Origin of the sequence: Alistipes sp. dk3624 (assembly GCF_009557455.1) — a bacterium.
GTDB classification, from domain to species: Bacteria; Bacteroidota; Bacteroidia; order Bacteroidales; family Rikenellaceae; genus Alistipes_A; species Alistipes_A hominis.
The window spans coordinates 1,578,531-1,599,235 of the sequence record NZ_CP045651.1 but is presented as its reverse complement, the minus strand read 5'-3'; the positions used below and the strand labels follow the sequence as shown (position 1 = coordinate 1,599,235).

At 45.9% G+C, this 20,705-nt stretch carries 18 protein-coding genes; 15 read left to right on the top strand and 3 right to left on the bottom strand.

Annotation, left to right across the window (positions count from 1 at the left end; translation table 11 throughout):
* Positions 1 to 750 carry an Ig domain-containing protein gene (locus tag GFH31_RS06745; RefSeq protein WP_153497669.1) on the bottom strand — a complete coding sequence of 250 codons (750 nt, stop codon included), beginning with the start codon at positions 748 to 750 and terminating at the stop codon, positions 1 to 3.
* Positions 751 to 1,080: 330 nt separating this feature from the next.
* Between GFH31_RS06745 and GFH31_RS06740 the strand changes: the two genes are divergently transcribed.
* From GFH31_RS06740 to GFH31_RS06695, 10 genes are all read left to right on the top strand, one after another.
* Positions 1,081 to 1,704: a hypothetical protein gene (locus GFH31_RS06740; RefSeq protein WP_153497668.1), complete on the top strand. Its 624-nt coding sequence runs from the start codon at positions 1,081 to 1,083 to the stop codon at positions 1,702 to 1,704.
* A 3-nt stretch (positions 1,705 to 1,707) separates the two neighbouring features.
* Positions 1,708 to 2,286 carry a head fiber protein gene (locus GFH31_RS06735; RefSeq protein ID WP_153497667.1) on the top strand — a complete coding sequence of 193 codons (579 nt, stop codon included), beginning with the start codon at positions 1,708 to 1,710 and terminating at the stop codon, positions 2,284 to 2,286.
* Positions 2,287 to 2,298: 12 nt separating this feature from the next.
* Complete coding sequence (locus GFH31_RS06730) at positions 2,299 to 3,378, top strand: hypothetical protein (protein WP_153497666.1); 1,080 nt, start codon at positions 2,299 to 2,301, stop codon at positions 3,376 to 3,378.
* Between the two features lie 11 nt (positions 3,379 to 3,389).
* The gene (locus tag GFH31_RS06725; protein ID WP_153497665.1) at positions 3,390 to 3,710 is read left to right on the top strand and encodes a DUF6706 family protein; all 321 of its coding nucleotides are present in this window, start codon (positions 3,390 to 3,392) and stop codon (positions 3,708 to 3,710) included.
* 361 nt (positions 3,711 to 4,071) lie between these two features.
* Positions 4,072 to 4,524, top strand: coding sequence for a hypothetical protein (locus GFH31_RS06720; RefSeq protein ID WP_153497664.1), 453 nt, complete (start codon positions 4,072 to 4,074; stop codon positions 4,522 to 4,524).
* On the top strand, positions 4,524 to 4,928 hold the full coding sequence (locus tag GFH31_RS06715) for a hypothetical protein (RefSeq protein WP_153497663.1): 405 nt from the start codon (positions 4,524 to 4,526) through the stop codon (positions 4,926 to 4,928). Before GFH31_RS06720 ends, GFH31_RS06715 begins: the two co-directional genes overlap by 1 nt.
* Before the next feature lie 4 nt (positions 4,929 to 4,932).
* The gene (locus tag GFH31_RS06710) at positions 4,933 to 5,454 is read left to right on the top strand and encodes a hypothetical protein (RefSeq protein ID WP_153497662.1); all 522 of its coding nucleotides are present in this window, start codon (positions 4,933 to 4,935) and stop codon (positions 5,452 to 5,454) included.
* A gap of 73 nt (positions 5,455 to 5,527) precedes the next feature.
* Positions 5,528 to 6,037 carry a hypothetical protein gene (locus GFH31_RS06705; RefSeq protein WP_153497661.1) on the top strand — a complete coding sequence of 170 codons (510 nt, stop codon included), beginning with the start codon at positions 5,528 to 5,530 and terminating at the stop codon, positions 6,035 to 6,037.
* A gap of 235 nt (positions 6,038 to 6,272) precedes the next feature.
* A complete protein-coding gene (locus GFH31_RS06700; protein WP_153497660.1) occupies positions 6,273 to 10,802 on the top strand; it encodes a tape measure protein in 4,530 nt (1,509 codons plus the stop codon).
* 1 nt (position 10,803) lies between these two features.
* Complete coding sequence (locus tag GFH31_RS06695; RefSeq protein WP_153497659.1) at positions 10,804 to 11,220, top strand: hypothetical protein; 417 nt, start codon at positions 10,804 to 10,806, stop codon at positions 11,218 to 11,220.
* A gap of 128 nt (positions 11,221 to 11,348) precedes the next feature.
* Here the strand turns inward: GFH31_RS06695 and GFH31_RS06690 are convergent, their stop codons facing one another.
* Together GFH31_RS06690 and GFH31_RS06685 are read right to left on the bottom strand one after the other, a co-directional pair.
* A complete protein-coding gene (locus GFH31_RS06690; protein WP_153497658.1) occupies positions 11,349 to 11,750 on the bottom strand; it encodes a DUF2442 domain-containing protein in 402 nt (133 codons plus the stop codon).
* Between the two features lie 2 nt (positions 11,751 to 11,752).
* The gene (locus tag GFH31_RS06685; RefSeq protein ID WP_228385824.1) at positions 11,753 to 11,974 is read right to left on the bottom strand and encodes a DUF4160 domain-containing protein; all 222 of its coding nucleotides are present in this window, start codon (positions 11,972 to 11,974) and stop codon (positions 11,753 to 11,755) included.
* Between the two features lie 238 nt (positions 11,975 to 12,212).
* Between GFH31_RS06685 and GFH31_RS06680 the strand changes: the two genes are divergently transcribed.
* The 5 genes from GFH31_RS06680 to GFH31_RS06660 are packed head-to-tail and all read left to right on the top strand — an operon-like array spanning position 12,213 to position 20,628.
* Positions 12,213 to 18,851 carry a hypothetical protein gene (locus GFH31_RS06680; protein ID WP_153497657.1) on the top strand — a complete coding sequence of 2,213 codons (6,639 nt, stop codon included), beginning with the start codon at positions 12,213 to 12,215 and terminating at the stop codon, positions 18,849 to 18,851.
* 4 nt (positions 18,852 to 18,855) lie between these two features.
* Positions 18,856 to 19,116: a hypothetical protein gene (locus GFH31_RS06675; protein WP_153497656.1), complete on the top strand. Its 261-nt coding sequence runs from the start codon at positions 18,856 to 18,858 to the stop codon at positions 19,114 to 19,116.
* Positions 19,117 to 19,127: 11 nt separating this feature from the next.
* Entirely contained in the window at positions 19,128 to 19,595 is a 468-nt protein-coding gene (locus tag GFH31_RS06670; RefSeq protein WP_153497655.1) for a phage holin family protein, read from the top strand.
* Between the two features lie 17 nt (positions 19,596 to 19,612).
* Positions 19,613 to 20,137 carry a glycoside hydrolase family 108 protein gene (locus tag GFH31_RS06665; protein ID WP_153497654.1) on the top strand — a complete coding sequence of 175 codons (525 nt, stop codon included), beginning with the start codon at positions 19,613 to 19,615 and terminating at the stop codon, positions 20,135 to 20,137.
* On the top strand, positions 20,134 to 20,628 hold the full coding sequence (locus GFH31_RS06660) for a hypothetical protein (RefSeq protein ID WP_153497653.1): 495 nt from the start codon (positions 20,134 to 20,136) through the stop codon (positions 20,626 to 20,628). The genes GFH31_RS06665 and GFH31_RS06660 overlap by 4 nt, the downstream gene beginning before the upstream one ends.
* Positions 20,629 to 20,705 lie beyond the last annotated feature (77 nt).

Here is a 20,705-nt window from a genome sequence, read left to right as displayed (position 1 = left end):
TTAATTATCCGACATTTGACTATTCATTATCTCTCTAAAGTAATTTTCATACTGCATTTCGCCCCCATCCGATAGCGCCTTGCCTTTTGCAGACGCTTCTGTGTACATGATAAGCATGGAATCATCCAAGCTATCCAAGCTTATTGCAATAAGCATAGTACTTTTATCCAGATCATTATTGACAAAATAATAATCATATCCCTCTTTCACAATAGGCTGATATCTCTCTGCTATAAATTTTATGGCTTCCTCTGCATATAAATACGATATTGATATTGCCGAACAAACCATCTTACTGTTTTCAAATAAGTACATTACAGCAACTTCAGAACTCTTGCCGCCTTTGAACAAAATACCGTTATCTTTTGCATATTGGAATGATCTCTTTTCTTTTGATTTTATTTGGTCTACACTTGCTCCAAAATCGAAAAGGGGTTCGGTGAAAGTGCTGTACATCGGCGTTACCTCTACCACGCATTTTACATTATCCGAATTTTTTGTGGCAACGATATGGGTTTTGCCAACGTGATTCCCTTCAACAAGACCGCTTGCATTCACGGTAGCAACAAAATTGCTTTCTGAACTCCATGTAACTGCTTCAGAAGCTTTTAATTGTTTTGTTTGCTCGTGATGTAAAGATATGTTAGTCTCATTTAATGATAAGTTAGCCCCACCATCCTTATCATCTTTAGAACATCCGGTGAATAACAGTGTACAACCTGCCGCAAATAAAAGTAACATCTTTTTCATAACGTAAATTTTAATAGGTTTAAGAAATTGAAATACAAATATAATGATAAAAATCCCCCCCCCCCCCCCCCGCAAATTAATAAATATTATAATAATTATATAGCCATAAGTTTTGCTTATGAGATGATTTTTTTTATCTTTTTTCGCTCTACCTATTGGATAATGTGCCGAACGTGCAGACCTTTGAAGTGCTTATGATGATATAAGCCACAGGCACTAACGGAAGGACTTATTTACGTGTGGGAATTGGGCCTGCTGGCGAAAGTCGGCGGCCCATTTTTTTTGTTGCGGATATGATGATTTATCCTAAACCATATAGAACGGAAGAACATGAAAGAGAAGATTCTCGAAAACTTGAAGAACAAGTATTCCAACTTGGGCTTCGGGCAAAGGGCTTTTGACGGGGTTGCCCTTTATCTGGAAAAAACCATCACCGACGAAGCACAAATAGAAACCGCTATTAGCGGGGTCGAACCGCTGCTGAAAGCATTCCAATCTGACATCGACAAAGTTCGCACGGAGAAATCCGCGCTGCAATTGCAGTTAGAGGAATTGAAAAAGGCGGCACCTGTTACCGGGGGCGAACAGGCCAAAACCGAACCCATCAATCAGCCTTTCGATATCGAGGCGCTCAGAGATGAACTCTTGGAAAAGCTCAGGGAGGAAACTCGCACTGCACTGCAACAGGCTCAGTTGGCAGCGCAGAGAAGCGCCATGATTGCAACGAAAGCAAAAGAATTCGGAATCCCCGAAAAATTCGCCGCAAAACTGAACATCGCTCAGGATGCAAATCTCGACGAGTATTTCAAAGATGTAAAGCAGGACATGGTCGACGCAGGTTTCGAGTTTTCCGAGCCGCCCGCGCAGGGTGGAGGCATGACCGATAACGGGAATGACATCGCCAAACTGATTAACACGGGCACAGAGCAAATTGTTAAATCTCAAAACAAGTAAAAAATGCCAGCAGGATTTAAGTATGATTTAACCCCGGGAGACGTGCTGAAGGAATTGTGTCGGTTCGATACAGTTTATCGTCTTTCGGGCGGTTTCAACTTCGAGGATGCGAATATTCCCGAAGGGACACTGCTAATGCCGCTGACCCCTTTGTACGTCAACCTAACGACGCGCAAGGCTTCCGCGGTAAAAAATGTCAAAGTGGTCGAGAAGGTGACTACGGGTACGAAAATAAAAATCGCAAAGGGCTCCCTTGCTTACAAGGGTATGCATCTCGGCGATGGGACGAACGGCGCAACCGTTTCAAGTATCAGTACTACCAACGCGAACTACGATGAACTGACGATGAGCGCGGCTCTCGCCGCAGAAGCAGGTACGGTTCTTTTCGAGGCAGCGACCGCAGACGGCACAGCCCCGAAAGCCACCGCCAATTTCCTCAATTATGCCGTAACGAAGGTGGAACCCGGCGCAACGGTTACGGCCATCGGACAGGCCTATGAGGTGCGGGAGTCGAAGTTATACGTCCCGATCTCCGACAAAGACAAAGAGACCCTTACGTCTCGATTCCTTTTCACCATCTAAACCATGACGACAATGAAACTGACACTTGAAATTCTTTTCAATAATGCCGATGTCGTCAAAGCGGTTATTGACCGCACAATGGCGACACAACAGGATGAAATCTTCTGGAAGCGTTATCTCGATTTCGAAGAAACCAAATCCCGAGTATTCAAAACCTATCTCGGTACAGTTACGGGCGTAACAGCCGGATCGATAATCGACCGCAATTCCAACAAGCCTCTGCGCGAACGCAAATCGCTGGGTAGCGGTTATGGGGAAGTGGCTTATCTGGGCGACCGTTATCAGATGGATAACGACCGTCTGGATATGATTAAGTCGCTTATCGACAAATTCAATGCAGCGAAGCCCGCGGATCAGGTGGCCGCCATGAATGCGATTATCGACTATATCGTTGATGATGTACGCCAGATCCGGCTTGCCCCGCATAAGCGTATGGATATCGTAGTCGGAGATCTCCGTTCTGATGGCAAAGCATCCGTGACGCTCGCAGACAATCCGCAGGGAATCACTTTGCTCGACATAGAGCTGCCGGTCAAGAAGATCACCCCCGCTGCCGGAGATAAGGACAATTTCATCACCTACCTGAAAACCCAGATCGAAGCAATGCGTCCGACTATGGGACGGTTCTCTGTGATGGAAATGACCCGCTCGACGTTCAACAAAAACATTGTCGGAGCCAAAGAGTTTGCCAATACTTATAAAATGATTATGAGCGGCGCGCAAATGGCTATGGCTGGCGGACTCATCACTGAAGCGATGGCGAACCAGGTTTTTTCGGGCATCGGGTTGCCAAATATTCGTATCATCGACGATACGGTAGCGATGCCTGACGGGACTGACATGCTGACGTTCAAAGACGACCGTATTACGCTGCTTCCGCAGGATAAGATCGGCAAAATGATGTGGCACGAGCCTTACGAAATCTCCGATCCAGTGCCGAATAAGACGTATACGCGACTTGAAGGCGGTATGTGGACTTCGAACTGGCGCACCGACGAAGGGCGCTTCATGGAATACGGGGCCGAATGGATTCCGAATTTCACAGCGCCTAACAAGATCGCCATTTTCGATCTCTCTACGATGAACGGTTAAACAATCCGACGATGACGAACTTCGAAGCAATATCGGCAAGGCTCTATCCTTACAACGTGGACGATAACCTGATCGCTGTCGCATGTTTAGACGCAGAACTGAAGACAGAAGATGAATATGCAACCGGCAATAAGGTGTCTGTCGCAAAAGCATCGATTGATGTTCTGAAACAGCTTATCGTCCTTTCTTCTGAAAGTAATGGCGGCTATTCGCTCGGTTATGATACCGATGAATTACGCCGTCGAATCCACGACATAGCAAAGGATAATGGCCTAACCGATATTGCGGACGAGTTCAATGCAACTCCAACAATCGAGTTTTTACCATACTGATGATCCGATATCCCTACACACTCGAAATATGGTACGAGGAAGACGCTGTACCTAATCCTGACGGTTCGCCTGGATGGATCGAAGGGAAAGGAGAATGGCGAGTTCTCGGACGTTGCAATGCCCGCCAAAACGGACAGGCCCGCGAAGTACGAGGCGAAAACGGACAGGCCTTCCTATACTCATTCGAGGTTACGATGCCGGCAAATACGCCGCCCATCAAACTCGGAACGCAGGTGTGCATTTTCGACAGTCGAGGAATCAACATTTTCGATCATGCACACAGAACCGAGGACGGTAAGGGAAAGTCGTATCCGGTGCAGGGGTTTTACAAAAGCGGACAACGTTACGAAGACACGAGATTATGGCTATAAAGTGTACCAATTGGCGCGAGGTAGAACTTGAATTTGTCCGAGCTAAGAAAGAGTATGACCGGAAAGCGGTCGAGTGGCTTTCAGCACTCGGCGAACGAGTGGTAAAATACGCCATCGAACACGGTAGCTATACCGATCGGACATCCAACCTACGCCACTCTATTGGCTATGTAATAGTTCAGTACGGTAATGTCGTAATGGATGATTTTAGCAATGGTAACGGTTATGCCGAAGCCCAGCAGAAAGCCCGTTCTTATGCTCTTCAAGTCGCGCGCGAACTTCCTGCCAACAAAACCTATCTCGTATGGGTTGCCGGTATGGAATACGCCAGGTATGTAGAAGCAAAAGGTTTCGATGTATTGCAAGGTTCCGGGGATTGGGTGGAGGCCACCGCAGAAAAGCTCAAAGCGGAGTTCGCACGATTCTTAAAATCAAAAAGGTAATGAATCTGACTTCTACGGAAATATTCAAACTCGTTTGGGATCGCATTCGTGACTCGTCGTTAGGGAAAGCCATTCCAACGATGTACGCCGATCATTACCCTAATAATCCTTCCGGTGAATTTGTGGTAATGACTTCGTTGACGAACGTTATCGGCGATTCCCAAGTGGCGACGGTAATCGTAAATATTTACGTTCCTGACGACACTCCCACAATTAACCGTGAAGAACAGCGCTTCCCGAATCGCAATCGTCTGGATGAACTAACGCGGATTGCCTTTGAATCCATAGGTAATTATCCCTTTGATAAACGCTGGTTCTTTGATGTGAGCGACGAATCTATCATCAGTGAGGAGAATGTCTCCTACACTTTTTCAAGCATTAAAGTTCAATTTAAAAAATACTAAAATTATGAGTCAATTAGTAGGACTGGCATCAGTTCATTCGGGAGCCCCGCTTCCGAAAGGCGTGCAAGATGAAGGAGCCACCAACCTCATTAAAGCTTATACACTTATTACGCAGCCATACAATGGCGGTGTTAGTACAAACTTTTCGGTTCCCACGAGTAATAAGTTTTACAGGGAAGGACAGTCAAGCCCTTTCTTTGTGATAAGGGACCCGTCGTCAGGGACGCAAGAACTCACATGGAATATCGTCGATTTCGACGACGATACTCTGGAGTTCTACTTTGGCACGGATGAGCCTGCAAAGGGCGAACTGTACGAAGGAGAAAAGGGGTTTGTTTTCGACACAAAGGCGGGATATTCAATAGCTTTTGCCCGCCTTAAATACACGGCATCCCTTACGGGTGGGTTGAATGTGAGCGATCCTTTGCAGATCGCCGTATCGGCCGAAGTGCTCGCCCCCGAACAGGGCGGCGTGGCATGGTGGCCCATCCCGATCCCGGAATATACGACAACTCCGGGTGTCTAATCCTTTTTCCCGCTGGAAAGTTAACGACTTGCATCACGGAGCGAGACCGGGGCGGGATCAAATCTTTATCGAAATGACAGACATTAAAGAATCAGTAACGGATAAGCGAGCGATTAACGTTCTGACAAGTAATAACGAGTCCTTCGGTATCGAGGATATGGATGGGAACGAAGTGACGCTTTGTCTATTCCCGCTCCAACTTGGGCGATTGGCTATGATTACTCGTCGTCTTCTCGACCTTGATATTCTATTGGACGATAACGCCGAAGATCCGGTCGAGCAAATGTGGAAGCTGTGCGCCGAAAGACCGCGAGAAGTCGCCGAGATCATCGCTATCGCAACGCTTCGAACCCGAAAAGAAATCGACGAGCAGTTTGAGGCCCGCACACAACTATTGCTCGATTCTCCTACTATGACATCACAGGCTTGCGTCAATCTTCTTTACGCAATTGTTTTCATGTCCTATTATGAGGATTTTACGGACGCTATTCGCTTGGTAAGAACGCTGCGGGTAACGATTTCCCAGAATACGGCAGCGAAGCGGATAGCCACTACGGAGGGCAAAGTATCTGGGGACAAATAGACGCACTCGCAAGCCGATACGGATGGACGTTCGACTACATTTTATGGGAAATATCTTGGGCTAATGCCCAATTGATGATGAAGGATTCCCTTAAAACGGATTATAAAAGCAAGACGGATAATCCTGGTCAAAATAATAATTCATCCATCCCTGATGTGATAGATGTAAACGACCCGCAATCAATGAATTTATTCCTTCGGATGGCCGGAGGCAAATAAAATAGAACGGAAATACTATGATAGACCTGACAGCAGTCATCGACAATGAAGAAGCGATTCGTAAATTCAGAGAACTTCGGAATATAGCGAGAAACGCAACGACAAGCGTTGTAACAGATGCAGACCGCATGGACTATGCGATGCAGCGTTTTGCCGCTACACTTGGAAAGATCGGGGTAGGCGTTTCACTTGCCGGGTTGGTTAGGCAAATAGCTACTACTCGCGGTGAATTTCAGCAATTAGAAGTTGCCTTTACAACATTACTTCAAAACAAAGAGAAGGCCGATGCGCTTATGGCCGAAATGGTCGATTTGGCGGCAAAAACACCCTTTGACCTGAAAGGAGTGGCCGATGGCGCTCGTCAATTACTCGCGTATGGGTTCGCCGCCGAAGATATCACCGGAACGTTGACGCGATTAGGTAATGTAGCGGCCGGCTTAGGATTGCCGCTGGAGCGATTAACCTATTTATACGGTACGACCGCGGTACAAGGACGCTTGTATGCTCGTGATATGCTTCAATTCACAAGCTCGGGTATTCCCGTCCTTCAAGAAATGGCTAAAATGTACGGCAAAACCACCGAAGAAATTAACGAAATGGTTTCTGCCGGAAAGATCGGTTTTGAGGATGTAAAGAAGGTCATTGAAGGAATGACCAATGAAGGCGGACAGTTTTACAACCTCATGCAAGAACAATCCAAAACAATTACAGGACTTATTTCCAACCTCGGCGATGCTCTTGATACCATGTTTAATGATATCGGAAAGTCGCAGGAAGGAGTTATTGCCGGTGTGTTGCAAGGCACTATTTCGCTCGTTGAGAATTATCAGAAAGTACTCGACATCCTTGTCCCGTTAGTTGCTACTTATGGGACGTACAGGGCGGCTTTGATAGCGACCGCTGCTATCGAAAAAGTACAGGCTACCATTACGGCGACAAAGGCAATTCTTGAACAAACGAAGATGCTCACCAGAGCAACGCAGGCACAGATATTATTTAATAAGGCCGTAAAAGCAAATCCGTATGTATTAGCCGCAAGTGCACTCGTAGGTCTTGTTACGCTTATATATCAGTTTTCCGATGGGGGATATAATGCTGCTAAAGCGCAAAAAGATTTGAACGAATCAATTGCCAATGCGTCTGCCGGTGCTATCGCAGAACAGCGAGAGCTTGCCCGGCTAAAAGGAGAGCTGGAGGGGTGTACGGAGGGGACAAAAGAATATGAAGAAACCAAAAAGAAAATCATTGACAAATTCGGGCAATACGATTCCTCGTTGAAGCAAGAGGCATTATCGGTGCAAACACTAACTGAGAAATACAGTAGCTTGAGTCAGGCTATTATGGATTCGTATAATGCTCGTCAATATGAACAATTTTCTGCATCGCAATCGAAACAATTAGAAGAAACGATAACTAAGAACCTTGATAAGTTGTATAATCGTCTTCTTAAAGAAGTGGGGGACGAGAAAGGTGCGGAGCTATATGCAAAAATACGAGATTCTATTATTAGCGGTCAGGAACTTGATGACGATATAATTGCGGTTTTGGATCGTATTCAAAATAAAGGTACTATTATCGCAGATTCCCGCATTGATTCTTGGATTAAAAATATCCGGGAAGCACAAAAGCTCGCGGATGAAACGGATGCGCAGGCACGCAGACGATTCGGAATAAATACGCCTCAAAAACAAAACGAGAATGAATCCCCTAAAAACGAAGTACAAAATAAAGTGGCCGCCGTCCATAATAAAGCTTATTGGGAAAATCTAAAAAAAGAAGCACAAGGAGCTATCGATGCGATGGATATATCGCTCAAAGGTACCGCAGAATGGAAAAAACTTGAAGCTCAAATTGTTGAATACGATGCTAAAATAAAGCAATTCAATACATCTGATAAAACTGTAAAATCCGTTTCTGATGCTCAAAAAAAACTTGCAGAGCTGATCTTCGCAAACGACCGCGCTCTTGAGCAGTCGCGCCTCGATATTATGAAGGATGGTCGAGAAAAAGAATTGGCAGAGCTCGACATGCAAATTACGGAAAAACTGCAAGTTATTGAAAAAGAAAGAAAGCTATTGAACGAAGCATATGATAAAGACCCATCTTCCGCACGAAACGAGGCAGCACAACGAATGACATCCGAATTCAAAGGAAATGCAGGCCTCCTGGCACGTCCGCTCATTGATGCTGCGGAACTTGTTAAAAAGGGATGGGAAGACGCAGGGGACGGTATCGCAACCGTGTTTAGCTCTCAGTATGGCATATTAGATGCCGAAGGCAAAGAGATAGAACTACTTGTTACACCTATACTTCCTAATGGTGACGTATTGTCGCCTCAGGAATTGGAGGATTATATTTATCGACAACTGCAAGGAGCTTCGGATATTCTCAAGTCCGACACGAAAAAGATCGTTATCGCCACAGGTGTCTCTTCAGATGGGTCTGCTGGGGAAATACTCCATCAGCTACAAGAAGCCTATTATTCTGAGGATATAAAATTCAAAGAACGCCAAATAAATATCGAACAGAAACTTGTAGACGCAAAGGCGGCGATTAATCTGAAATATGCTAAAGAGTACAACAAAATATCGAAACAGATTACGGATAGCGCCTTATCGGAAGAAGAGCGTAAATACCAGGGTATTAAAGATAAATACGCAGAGTTTCGTAAGTGGGTCGAAACCGCTAAGGCGGGAGGCAACATTACATCTGACCAGGCAGAGGGGCTTGAAATAAAGATAAATCAGGCGGAGACAACAGAAGCTTTAAAAGCCGTCGTAGATGAATATGGTACTGCGGAAGATAAAATAACAGAAATACACGAGAAAGCGGAAAAGGCGCGACAGGTAGCTACGGAAAGCGGACGTTCTGATCTTATTACCAAGATAACACAATGGGAAAAAGACCAGATATCCGCCATCGAAGCGTCCGTTATTGAACAAAGCGACCTATGGAAGCAGTTATTGGGCGATCTCGACAGAATGACGACAGACCAATTGCAAGAAGCGATCAACCAGGCCCGGCAATTAATTGCTAATTCGACAAATCTTAGCATTCAGGATACACAGGCTTTACTGGGGTCTATTGAGAATGCCTATAAGAAATTAACGACGCGAAATCCGTTCAAAGCTTTAAAAGATGCTTACGACCGGTATCGCAAAGCTGTGAAGTCAGGAAACAAAGATGATATTGCATCAGCGTGGGCCGACGTTCAAACGGCTACCCAGCGCGTAAAAAAAACCTTTTCAGAAATGATAGAAATTGTTTCTGATCTGGGGGGGGCACTTGACTCTGATGTCGTAGATGGATTTAATAAAATAGACTCTATTGTTGGTAATGCAATGAATGCCTTCGAGGGATTTGGCAAAAAAGGGAAAAAATCTACTGAAGATATTATTAAAGGGCTTTCAGGGGTTACAGGTATTATTACCACGATTATCGGATTATTTGATGATAGCGCACGACAGGCGGAAATCCAGGCAGAGAAAAATCGGCAACTTGAGGGGACGTGGGATTCTATCAACTATCAGGTTGAAAGATACATCGACTTATTGGAAACAGCCGGAGGATCGGAATATTTCGAAAATGCGGAGAAAGCTTTAAGCTCTATACAAAAAGGCATTGACCTGACGATCAAGTCACTGACTGATTTTCCCACAGGGGAGGTAGATAAAATCACTGGCATACTCAAGGTTATTTCTTTTGCAGGCGGGAGAGATATAAATACATCCTTGTTAGGAGTCAGCAAAGAGGATTACGAGACATTGAAGCAGGTATATGAGGTACTTCAATCAGGTGATAAAGATGCTATTATCGCGTTAAAAGATAATGAGGACCTTTTTAAATTATTACCTAAATGGATGCAGGATCTGATTAATAAATTGATCGATTATGACGATCAGCTAAAGAAAACACAGGAAGACATCAATAAAGACCTTTTTCAGACCACGACTTCCGATATGGAGGACGCCGTTATTTCCTGGCTTAAAAACGTAAAAGACGGATCGGATGAAGCAAGCGAATATCTCGAAGACGCAATGCGGGACGCTCTTTTGGAATCATTCAAAATAGAACAGTTGCGGCCTCGGTTGCAAGAATTTTATAAAAAATACGCTCAGTATGCGGATACGGATCAGGATAACAAACTTGACCTTACTGCTGACGAAATAAGCAAGTTAAGAGAGGAATGGAAGGATATCATCGATTGGAGCAAGGAGCAAACGGAAGGTATTCGCGATGTTATCGGGGAGTCTTCGAGTCTATCCGCCCAGACCGCATCAACAAGAGGATATCAGGTCATGTCCCAGGACGAGGGAGAAGAAATGAATGGCAGATTATCGGACGTTCAGGCTAAAACCGGCAATATCCTTGCTGCGGTCGAATTTGTGAAAAGTCTGAGCGCAGAACAGCTAAACAGAACCACCGACATCAGGGATATTATGATTCAGCTTAACGGCAATGTCGCAGACATCAGGTCTTATACAAGGGTGTTGCCGACTATGAACGAAACACTAACGTCCATGAACAGAAAACTCGACAATTTGTAATATGGCAACTTCGGATATCACGATAAATGGAATTACCCTTTCATCATTGGGGGTAACATTGGTTGCGGGAAGCTACAAAGAATTTCTTACGTTTGAACCGCTGAAAGATTTTGTTGAAAACGATGATCCTTTAAAACCGGGCGTAGAGGTTATTGTTGAAGACCCTGTTTCGGACGAACGGGATTTAACGCTTACCTTCCTGGTTGCCGGGGCCGATAAAGCATCCTTCTTGTCGAATCTTAATGGATTCAAGTCTGAGCTTCACAAAGGAATGGTAGTATTGTATATTCCCGATCTTGGAGAATATTACCACCTAATTTATAGGAATGCCACGCAATTTGAGAATTACTACCTTCGCGCCTGTAAATTAGCGATTAAATTTCGTGAGCCAGATCCGACAAGAAGGACGGCAGAATAAGTTAAATCCAATACAAAATATGAAACTATAATGCGGCTTCAAATTTTCGCATGGATGAGTCGGATAGGCGGGTTCAAGGTTATTTGCAATTATTTGGGGATCGATATTCTGAATAGTAATCATGCAACCTACACTTGCTGAAGTTCTGCGCCTATGCGACGTATTTCCTCTTTTATCATTTCCATTCGATCCGGCGACGGACACTTATTTCCGCTTATGTATTGCGCCAAAAGACTTTGGGCTATTCCCATCCGGCGGGCTACGGCAGAAGCATTTAATTCGGGATGCGACATAAACAGCTCAAACAATGGGGTTTTATTGTTTTTTCTGAAAAATCCCTCATAACTTAAATCTTCGTCAATATCTGGCCAATAAATTCCGAACGCATTAGCCTTATAGTTTTCGCGCTGCTCCTTTGTTGCACACTTCAAACGCGGATACTCGACGAATCGCTCAGATGCTTCCCTTCCATCATCCGTGCGAATCCATACGGCGCTATTCGTAATCCATATTTTTTCGACCTTTATCATAACTACCTACTTTTATTAAAGAACTTATTCCAATGTTCGGCTATTACTTCCTGGTTCTCCTCGATAATAGCTTCTACCATCTTTAATTCGGCGGGTTTCAGCCCATTATTCTCCACTAAAGCTACCGGAAATATATTGAACTTTGCACTAATGTTATCCTTGACTACATGGATATGTATCGGATCATGGTCATTTGAGTAAAACAAAAAACGAAACCCAAACATAATAAATATCGTCGGCATATCTATTTTCATTTATAATGCAAAAATAGGTAATATTTTTATTACCCACAAATGTTATTTAAAGTTTCTTGCATAATGTGCCGAACGTATTGATCTTTGTTGTGTGCTTGTGATGATGCAGGCTACGAAGTTTTACGACGAAATGACTATATATAATCCTTCCGGAATAAAAATTATAGATGTTCGCGTCAGTAAGAACGCGAACATAAAATTCGTCCTAATGGGCGATTATTACATTCAACTTCCCTTTTCATTAAAAAATCAAACGAGTTTTCCTCGCGGTTCATACATAATCTATAAGGGCCGCAAGTTCGAAATCATGTCGAACGTGACACCCGAATTTGACAATAATACGGGTGGGTATAAATACACGCTTAATTTCTGGGCGCAGCAAAATCACATGAAACGTTGTTGTGTTCAGTGGTTGGCCGGAGAAGTTTCGGAAACGACATTTAGCGATACGACCGATCTCGCGTCCTTTGGGAATCTGATCGCCGACAATATGAACCGGTTTCTCGGCGGGACGAACTGGAAAGTGGGAGCCGTACCCGCCGATCTTGATAAAATGACCAAACTTGTGTCATTCGCAGGCGATTCGTGCTGGGATGGGCTCGCAAATATCGCTAAAGTTTTCGAAGTCGAATGGTGGACGATTGAAAACGGCGCGGAAGTTTGGATCTATTTCGGGAAGTTGGAATTAGGTTCTCCTGAACGATTCGAGCGCGGAGAAGTCGTTTCTTCCATCCCGGCCAAAAAAGGGGATGATTCGAATTACGGAACTCGGTTTTTTGTTTTCGGATCGACTCGAAACATACCTAACGACTATGGTAATACTCAGCAGGGAGGGGTAACTAATCACGTTTCAGAAAAACGGCTGCATCTTCCGAATGGGATGCAGTACATTGATGCATGGGAGAATATAGCCTCTGGCGATGTTGTGGAGAAAGTGGTGTATTTCGAGGATGTGTATCCTAAAAACACCGATACGATTACCGATATTACTACCATTAAGAGAAAGTTGGAAGGATCGGAAAGCAGCGATACTTTCGACGCTTACGTAATGACATGCGCTAATACGCCGTTTTTACCATCCGACACCATCGTAGGCGAAACCCTGCGTTGCGTATTTACAAGCGGAAGCCTTAAAGACCAAGAATTTGAAATAGCCCTTATCGACAACGATAATAACGTCATAGACCCTGAAAAATGGAAACCTGAAGACGGATTTAACAAAAAATTTGAAGTCATCGCCAAGACAGAAAACTCCGGGGATGGGAATGTCTTGATTATTCCCAACAAAGACTTGCATCCGGAGGTGGGCGACACAATGGTATTAACCGGAATAGAATTACCCAAAGAAAGAATTGCTGAAGCCGAACAGGATCTTTTGAAAGTGGGTAAATCTTGGGCGATAAAAAATAGCAGCGATACCAACGTGTATGATTGTCCTACTAATCCCGTGTATTGCCAGCTAAACGATAAAAACTACGAAGCCGGACAAAAGGTGCTTCTTGTAGGCAGCAATTTTGGTGTTGATGGTCGTCAGTCGCGGATTCAGGGATTTGAAAAGAAGCTGTACAATGAGTATATCGCCACCTACACCGTCGGCGATAATACGGTTTATTCCCGCTTGGGCAGCATCGAAACCAACATAAAGGAAAACCAGTATGCGGAAAGAATCGGTGTTGTATCCGGCGTAGGCATCTATGTTATCAGTAGATACGACAACACGGCCCCCACCGATTACAACGTTTTTTCTGCGCTTCGGAGTATGGAGGACTTCCACCCCAAAGGTGGCAGGAAATCCCTTGATTTCAATGCGGGCAACATAAATGCCGCCCAGGATATGACCGCTGGCGGGGATGCGCAAGTAGGAGGAAATATTGAATCAGGGGGAGATATATCCGCTGGGGGAAACGTAGATGCGAAAGGAAGCGTTACGGCGCAAGGCAACGTCGAATCTGACGCGGATGTTATTGCGAAAGGCAAGTTCGCTACGGCCAATTTCCGCAAGGGAAATATCAGCGGAGCCGGTGCGGGCGTATATCAGGATAGCACGGGCAGCAGTGTCGTGGAAGCGGACAAGCTAATCATTCGCAAAGAAGCGGTATTCAACGAGCTTATCATAAATCAGATGTCTTTCAGGCTCGGAGAAACGGTACATTCGAACGGAGGCTTCGAATGCACGTCCGCACAAGAGGAAAGCACTTATTATCGCTGTTATTATGACAACAAGAACGGTACGAGATATAGCGGTATTGTCGTAGGCGATCAGGCAAGATGCCAACGTTACTCCGCCGATAACAAAAGCATCATTAAATATTTTTGGGCGCTCGTTACCGGCGTGGGAGACGATTATGTGGATATCTCCAAAACAGATAAAGACGGCAGCGGCATTCCCGCAGAAGGGGACAATATCGTGCAGTTCGGTAACAGAACCGACGTCGCCCGCCAATCGGCAATCGTAATAGATGCAAGGGACGGCGGCTCCATACAGGTATTGGCTAAAATAGACTCTTTCGACCTGACGGATAAAAACTATATCGGGATCGGGGTAAATCCCGTAACGGGCCGCGCGTATCAGTATGTATACGGGGATATGTTCTGCGGGGATAGAAACCTGGATGATCCCGAAGCGACTTACATCACCTTCCAGCAGGCCCCCGGCGATACCAAACCGAGAATGAGAATGAATACCGACGTAATAATCGGTAAAAACAGTTCGGGACTGAAGAATCTTTCGGAGTGGCCGGAGGTGAAACAGGATATCGATACGGCAAAAGATACAGCCCAAGACGCTAAAGATGCGGCAGCAGCGCTGAACACCACCGTTGCCAGCATGAAAGACTTCACCGACGAAGCCTTTGCCGACGGGATTGTGGATCGCGCGGAAGCGGCATCCATCGAAAAGTATACCAATACGGTCAACGAAACCAAAGAAAGCGTCGATACGTCATACAGCACCGTATATAATAATACGCTGCTGACCGGCACGGCCAAGACGAATCTTGCCGCGGCGAAAACCGCTTTCGACACGGCTGTCGCAAACCTATTGACATCGATCCAATCAGCATCGGCGGACGGCGTAGCCACTCCCACGGAGAAATCTGACGTGGATTCTAAATACGACATCTTCAACACGGCTTACGGCACATTTAACACCCGATTAGAAGAAGCGAATAAATACATCCAGACGGCAATCAACACTACTGCACAGGGGGCGTATCAACTGTCGCAGGAATTGCAAACGGCGGTAAACGTGCTTAACGATACGATCATCCCGGATTTGCAAAGCCAGATCGACGGATCGATTACGTCTTACGAAGGGACGGAAATGCCTACGCTCAACAATGCCCCTGCAAACGAATGGACGAGCACCGAAGAAAAGAATCGCCATATCGGGGATTATTACGACAGATTTGTAGTCATTGACGGGGAAAATGTTACGGAGCGGTATAAATTTTCATATCAAAACAATACATACCAATGGCTACGAGTTGCCGATAGCGGTGCGGCGCAAGCTCTATCAGAAGCCCGCGAAGCATTGGGACTGGCCGGAACGAAAGCTAAGCTGTTTTATGGAGACAGCACCCCCGCCGTTCCGTATAGCGTAAATGATATATGGATTAAAACATCGGGAGTCATCTATGTCAGTAACGCTAATAAAGCCGATGGTTCTACCGCTTCCGAATCCGACTGGCAAAGTGTGAATGACGCCCAACTCAGGCTGCGTCAGATGGCCTCGGATAGCGTAATATCCAAAGAAGAAAAGGCCACGCTACGTAATAAGGTCGCCCAGATCGATAAAGAATACGCATCCTACCAGGACGATGCGACGACATACAGCGTATCGATTGCCGATTTATCCGCCGCCTATAATGCCTTGAAAAACTTCCTGTCCGGGACGGTTGCGGTCAATATAGATTCCGATACGACCCTGACCGATGCGCAACGGTCAAGTTACAATACTTATTTCGCTAACTATGACGCGGAAGTGAGCCGGTTCGCCAATCTCATCGCGGATGCAATGGCAAAAAATGCGGCTGACGCCGCGGTGGATGCCGTACAGATCGGCGGAGTGAATATTCTGAACGGCACAAAAAATTTTTCCGATCATTGGAGCGGAGAAGGGCAAATTCTGTCTGAACAATATTTAGGTCTAAACGTCGTATACTGTAAAGTTCCGACTTCCGCCGATTATGCAGAAGTTCGCCAGCAGGTGAATGTACCGTTCACGCCATCGGAAGAATATACTCTTAGTTTTTGGGCCAAAGGGGAGGGCTATGTCCACACCTACTGCCATCCTGTAATTAGTCAAAGAATTATAGCTACCAACGGAGATGCCTCCGTCGGTTCCGCTGTCGATACTCGTATGAGGTATGTTCTGACTTCGGAATGGAAGCGTTTTTTCGTAACATTCCTAACTTTGGGAACTGTCAGTCCGAGCGGAGATAACAGAGTGTTATTTAGAGTTCATTCAGGAAACAATGAAGTGTATTTGTGTGGAGCCAAGCTGGAGCAGGGCAATAAGGCTACGGCGTACTCCATATCCGACAATGACCAGAAGGAGTACTCGGACAAAGCCCTGGACGCCTTGGCCGATATCGCCAGCGACGACAAGCTGACCCCTAATGAGAAACAGGACGCCAAACGGGAATGGGAGATCATCCAGGGCGAGAAACCGATCCTCACAGCCCAGGCCGATACGATCCAACTGAGCACCGCCGATTATCTGAACGTCTACAATGCCCTGAGCGCATACATTACGCCGCTGCTGGCGGATATGACGACGACCTCGACGATCACCGGGTCGGTTTTCAATGCGAGATTCAAAACGTACTACGATGCGAAGACGACGTTGCTGAAAAATATTCAGTACTATTCGTCCGGGCAGTTCCTGATCACTACGATCGACGCTACGGCGCTCGATCCGGATACTTATTATCCGGTAACATTCACTTTATACAATGCTACAGATTATAAAGCGACTTTTAATATCGGAACCGTATTAGGCACGAGCGGGAAGCCTCCCTGGGCCACTCATGCGCAGGGATTCTCATGCAATTGCGCCTGGGAGTCGAACGGGAACCGTTGGGGCACGCTACCCGTCAAAAGGTATATCCATTCCTTTGCTTACAGCTTTGCAGAGAGTACGCCCGTCGGCAGCATCGGACAGGTGATAGAGATATCGATGGAATACATATACGTTCGCGGCGGCGGCAGGTACACGGTGCGTACCTCCGGCGTCCCTTTCATTGAATTGCATCCTTCCGGTTATCATTGGACTTCCGGAAGTTCGTCCGGCGATCTTCCCACCCGGACGTCGATAGAAACGCCGGTCGTGAATCTCGATGCAGCGCAAAAAACAGCCCAAGAGGCTAAAGATGCGGCGGCATCGTTGAACACCACCGTCGCCAGCATGAAAGACTTCACCGACGAAGCCTTTGCCGACGGGATTGTGGATCGCGCGGAAGCGGCATCCATCGAAAAGTATACCAATACGGTCAACGAAACGGGCTCCGCAGCCGATGCCGCCTATGGCAAGCTGTATAACAATCCCTATCTGGGAGGTTCGGCGAAAACGGATCTTGCCACAAAGAAGAGTGCGTTTGACGCAGCTAAAGTAAGTCTTCTGAATGCCATTTCAGCGGCAATTGCGGACGGCAAAGCATCAGAAGCCGAAGTAAGGAACGTGAATGCACAATACACGGAATTCAATGCTGCATACAAAGATTTCACGAGAGCCATAGAAGATGCAAATCAGGCTATTCAGAACGAATTGAAATCCTATTCCGATGCCGCCCAGGATGCTGCCGATGCCGCAGCCGCAAGAGTTGCGGAATTGGAATTTCTGAAATCGGCATTTTCGGATATGACTACGGAGATATCGGACGGTTTGTTGCTTACAGGGTTTGTCGGCGTCCGCGATTCCGCATCGAATATCGTTGCGGGATTATCGGGTATTAACCCGTATTCCGATCTATCCCGATACCCGATACTGTTCGGCGGCGCCACTTCTGCAAAAGCGGCCAACGAAGCTAAGTTTCGGTTTTATTCGGATGGGTATTTTGCATTAGGAGGCGACCGGCTGGTATTCGAGCCTGCAAATTCTTCTCTTACTGTCAGAGGGGCTATATATGCGAGCTCCGGGGAATTTCGGGGCAAAGTGTACGCTTCGGGCGGAGAGTTCACAGGGAAAGTGGTAGCAACTTCAGGCGAATTCACGGGGATAGTTCATGCTTCAGCAGGAGAATTTACAGGCACCATAACGGCGAGTTCCGGGAAAGTAGGCGATTTCGTTATCGACAGCGGAAACCTTCTTAATACAAAGAATAGCGGCAATATTAAGTTTACCTATGGGGAATCCTATGTTCAACTTGGGAATGAAAGTTCGTATAATAATAATTATGGCAATTTGACTATCAGTGCGAAAGCGTCGTCCGGGCTTGTCCGGGCTATAAGTGTAGGCGCATGGGGCGGTACTGATAATATTGCCATAGATATATGGAATGGAGACTTTCGCCTCAATGCCGACGCTAAAATACGAGGGATAGCAACATCGACCAAATATCTTTTTTCCGCAGGCAGCACATATCTAACAAGAGAGGACGATTATATAGAATACAACGGGTCGGGAACAACTCACATTTATCTGCCTTCGACTAACAACGATGGTAAAGTAATTTGGATTAAAAAATCGGGCTCTGGTAACGTAATAGTTCACGCTTATAATGCCACCCATTATATCCGAATGGGATCAGGCCCCGTGAAGGATGTTACGATCAATTGGAATAGCGAATGTAAGTTTACATTTATCAACTCTACAAAATTTTGGAATTACGCAAACTACAATAACTAAAATTATGAAGAACATCGATTTAACGAATCTGCGGGTTTATTTGGATTTTGCCAGGACGAAATCCGAAGTCAGGGATTACCGGGTATCTATTGCCGACGCAATCTATACGGGGTGTCCCGGCATGGAATATCACGCATTAGTACATAAAATTTACGATAACAAAGGGCCAATTCAGCTTTCGGATAGAGAGGCTGAACTCCTCCAAAAGGTGGCCGAGGCTTGCACTCCCGCCGTATATGATGCGATCATGGAGCAATTAACCTAAAACCGTAAACGATGAAATTAGATGCTGGACGCAGAGTGTGTGGATTGATGCTTAGTATCGTAGGGTATTTTACCCCCATAGGACCTTTATTGCTGTGTATTCTTGTTTTCATAGCTATTGATTTCGTGACGGGCTGCTGGGCGAGTTACAGACGATCCAAGAGACAGCATAGAGAATGGTACTTCAGCTCTTATGCTGCATGGCGGACGGTGGAGAAACTATTCTTCTCCCTGGGTACGGTCATGCTGGCTTTCGTGCTGTCAAGGCATGTAATAGGATTCATTCCCAAATCGGAATTATTGCCGAATCTATGCACTGGTTTTATCTGCGGTGTTGAATTTTGGAGTTTTCTGGAAAACGCCGGAGATATTTCCGAAGCCAAGATATTCCGGATAATAAAACGCTACACAATTAATAAAGTACATGAATTTGACGAAGATGTAACAAAGGCTATAGACGAGGATAAAAATCGACAATAAATTTAACAATAAAAATTATGGCAAATATCAGCAAATTGGCTCCCTTTATCCGGAAATGGGAAGGCGGCTTCGTGGACGACCCTTACGATCAGGGAGGCGCGACAAATATGGGTGTGACAATCGCTACATGGCGACAGATAGGTTATGACAAGGATGGCGACGGAGATATCGATGTAGACGACCTTAAAATGCTTACATGGGACGAAGTCGTCTCCCGTGTATTGAAACCGCACTATTGGGATCGGTGGAAAGCCGACGAGATCCGCAATCAATCGCTGGCTAACATCCTGGTCGATTGGGTCTGGGCATCGGGAGCCAACGGCATCAAGATTCCGCAACAGATACTCGGCGTTGCAGTGGACGGTATCGTAGGCCCTAAAACCATTGCCGCACTGAACGCCCGCGACCCCCGCGAACTGTTCGCTCAGATCAAACAGGCCCGGTTAAATTTCGTGGACAATATCGTTCGAAAGAAACCGTCTCAGAAGCGGTTTATCAACGGATGGAAATACCGCATTAACGAAATCAAGTTCGAGCCATGAAAAAACTGGTAGTTATATTGGGAGTGCTTGCCGTATCGTGCTGCCGCCAGGCAATGCCGATCCGCTCGGAGTCGAAAGACAGCGTTCGCGTCGAGTACAAGACCGAATACGCGGAGAAGATACGGATCGATACGGTAAGGGTTCCTGTCCCCGCACAGTCGGCGCAGACACAGACCCGCGATAGTTCATCACACTTGGAAACGGACTTCGCAGAATCGAACGCACGGATCGGTACAGATGGAATATTGTACCATGACCTACGGAACAAGCCGCACACATATCCCGTTGCCGTTCCCGTCAAAGATGCCGAGAAAACAATAATTCGGGATAGTATCGTTTATCGTGACCGGTACAAAGAGATTCCCGTCCCGGCAGATTTGACGAAATGGCAAAAATTTTCGATATGGGCCGGACGGCTTGCTTTATTGGTATTAATCACATGGGTGGGATGGAAAATTTGGGGATTAACAAGGAAGATACGGAATCGTTAAAAAATACCCTTTTTGAATCAAAAGGTACTGCATTTGATACCCACAAACAAGAACAGCGCTGATAATCAATGCAATTC

Excerpts from the sequence above, each read along its gene's own strand:
- GFH31_RS06715 (WP_153497663.1), top strand. The coding sequence starts at position 4,524 with ATGAATCTGACTTCTACGGAAATATTCAAACTCGTTTGGGATCGCATT.
- GFH31_RS06720 (WP_153497664.1), top strand. The coding sequence starts at position 4,072 with ATGGCTATAAAGTGTACCAATTGGCGCGAGGTAGAACTTGAATTTGTC.
- GFH31_RS06700 (WP_153497660.1), top strand. The coding sequence starts at position 6,273 with ATGATAGACCTGACAGCAGTCATCGACAATGAAGAAGCGATTCGTAAA.
- GFH31_RS06710 (WP_153497662.1), top strand. The coding sequence starts at position 4,933 with ATGAGTCAATTAGTAGGACTGGCATCAGTTCATTCGGGAGCCCCGCTT.
- GFH31_RS06675 (WP_153497656.1), top strand. The coding sequence starts at position 18,856 with ATGAAGAACATCGATTTAACGAATCTGCGGGTTTATTTGGATTTTGCC.
- GFH31_RS06730 (WP_153497666.1), top strand. The coding sequence starts at position 2,299 with ATGAAACTGACACTTGAAATTCTTTTCAATAATGCCGATGTCGTCAAA.
- GFH31_RS06685 (WP_228385824.1), bottom strand. The coding sequence starts at position 11,974 with ATGTTTGGGTTTCGTTTTTTGTTTTACTCAAATGACCATGATCCGATA.
- GFH31_RS06690 (WP_153497658.1), bottom strand. The coding sequence starts at position 11,750 with ATGATAAAGGTCGAAAAAATATGGATTACGAATAGCGCCGTATGGATT.
- GFH31_RS06660 (WP_153497653.1), top strand. The coding sequence starts at position 20,134 with ATGAAAAAACTGGTAGTTATATTGGGAGTGCTTGCCGTATCGTGCTGC.
- GFH31_RS06680 (WP_153497657.1), top strand. The coding sequence starts at position 12,213 with ATGGGCGATTATTACATTCAACTTCCCTTTTCATTAAAAAATCAAACG.
- GFH31_RS06735 (WP_153497667.1), top strand. The coding sequence starts at position 1,708 with ATGCCAGCAGGATTTAAGTATGATTTAACCCCGGGAGACGTGCTGAAG.
- GFH31_RS06745 (WP_153497669.1), bottom strand. The coding sequence starts at position 750 with ATGAAAAAGATGTTACTTTTATTTGCGGCAGGTTGTACACTGTTATTC.
- GFH31_RS06665 (WP_153497654.1), top strand. The coding sequence starts at position 19,613 with ATGGCAAATATCAGCAAATTGGCTCCCTTTATCCGGAAATGGGAAGGC.
- GFH31_RS06705 (WP_153497661.1), top strand. The coding sequence starts at position 5,528 with ATGACAGACATTAAAGAATCAGTAACGGATAAGCGAGCGATTAACGTT.
- GFH31_RS06740 (WP_153497668.1), top strand. The coding sequence starts at position 1,081 with ATGAAAGAGAAGATTCTCGAAAACTTGAAGAACAAGTATTCCAACTTG.
- GFH31_RS06670 (WP_153497655.1), top strand. The coding sequence starts at position 19,128 with ATGAAATTAGATGCTGGACGCAGAGTGTGTGGATTGATGCTTAGTATC.
- GFH31_RS06725 (WP_153497665.1), top strand. The coding sequence starts at position 3,390 with ATGACGAACTTCGAAGCAATATCGGCAAGGCTCTATCCTTACAACGTG.
- GFH31_RS06695 (WP_153497659.1), top strand. The coding sequence starts at position 10,804 with ATGGCAACTTCGGATATCACGATAAATGGAATTACCCTTTCATCATTG.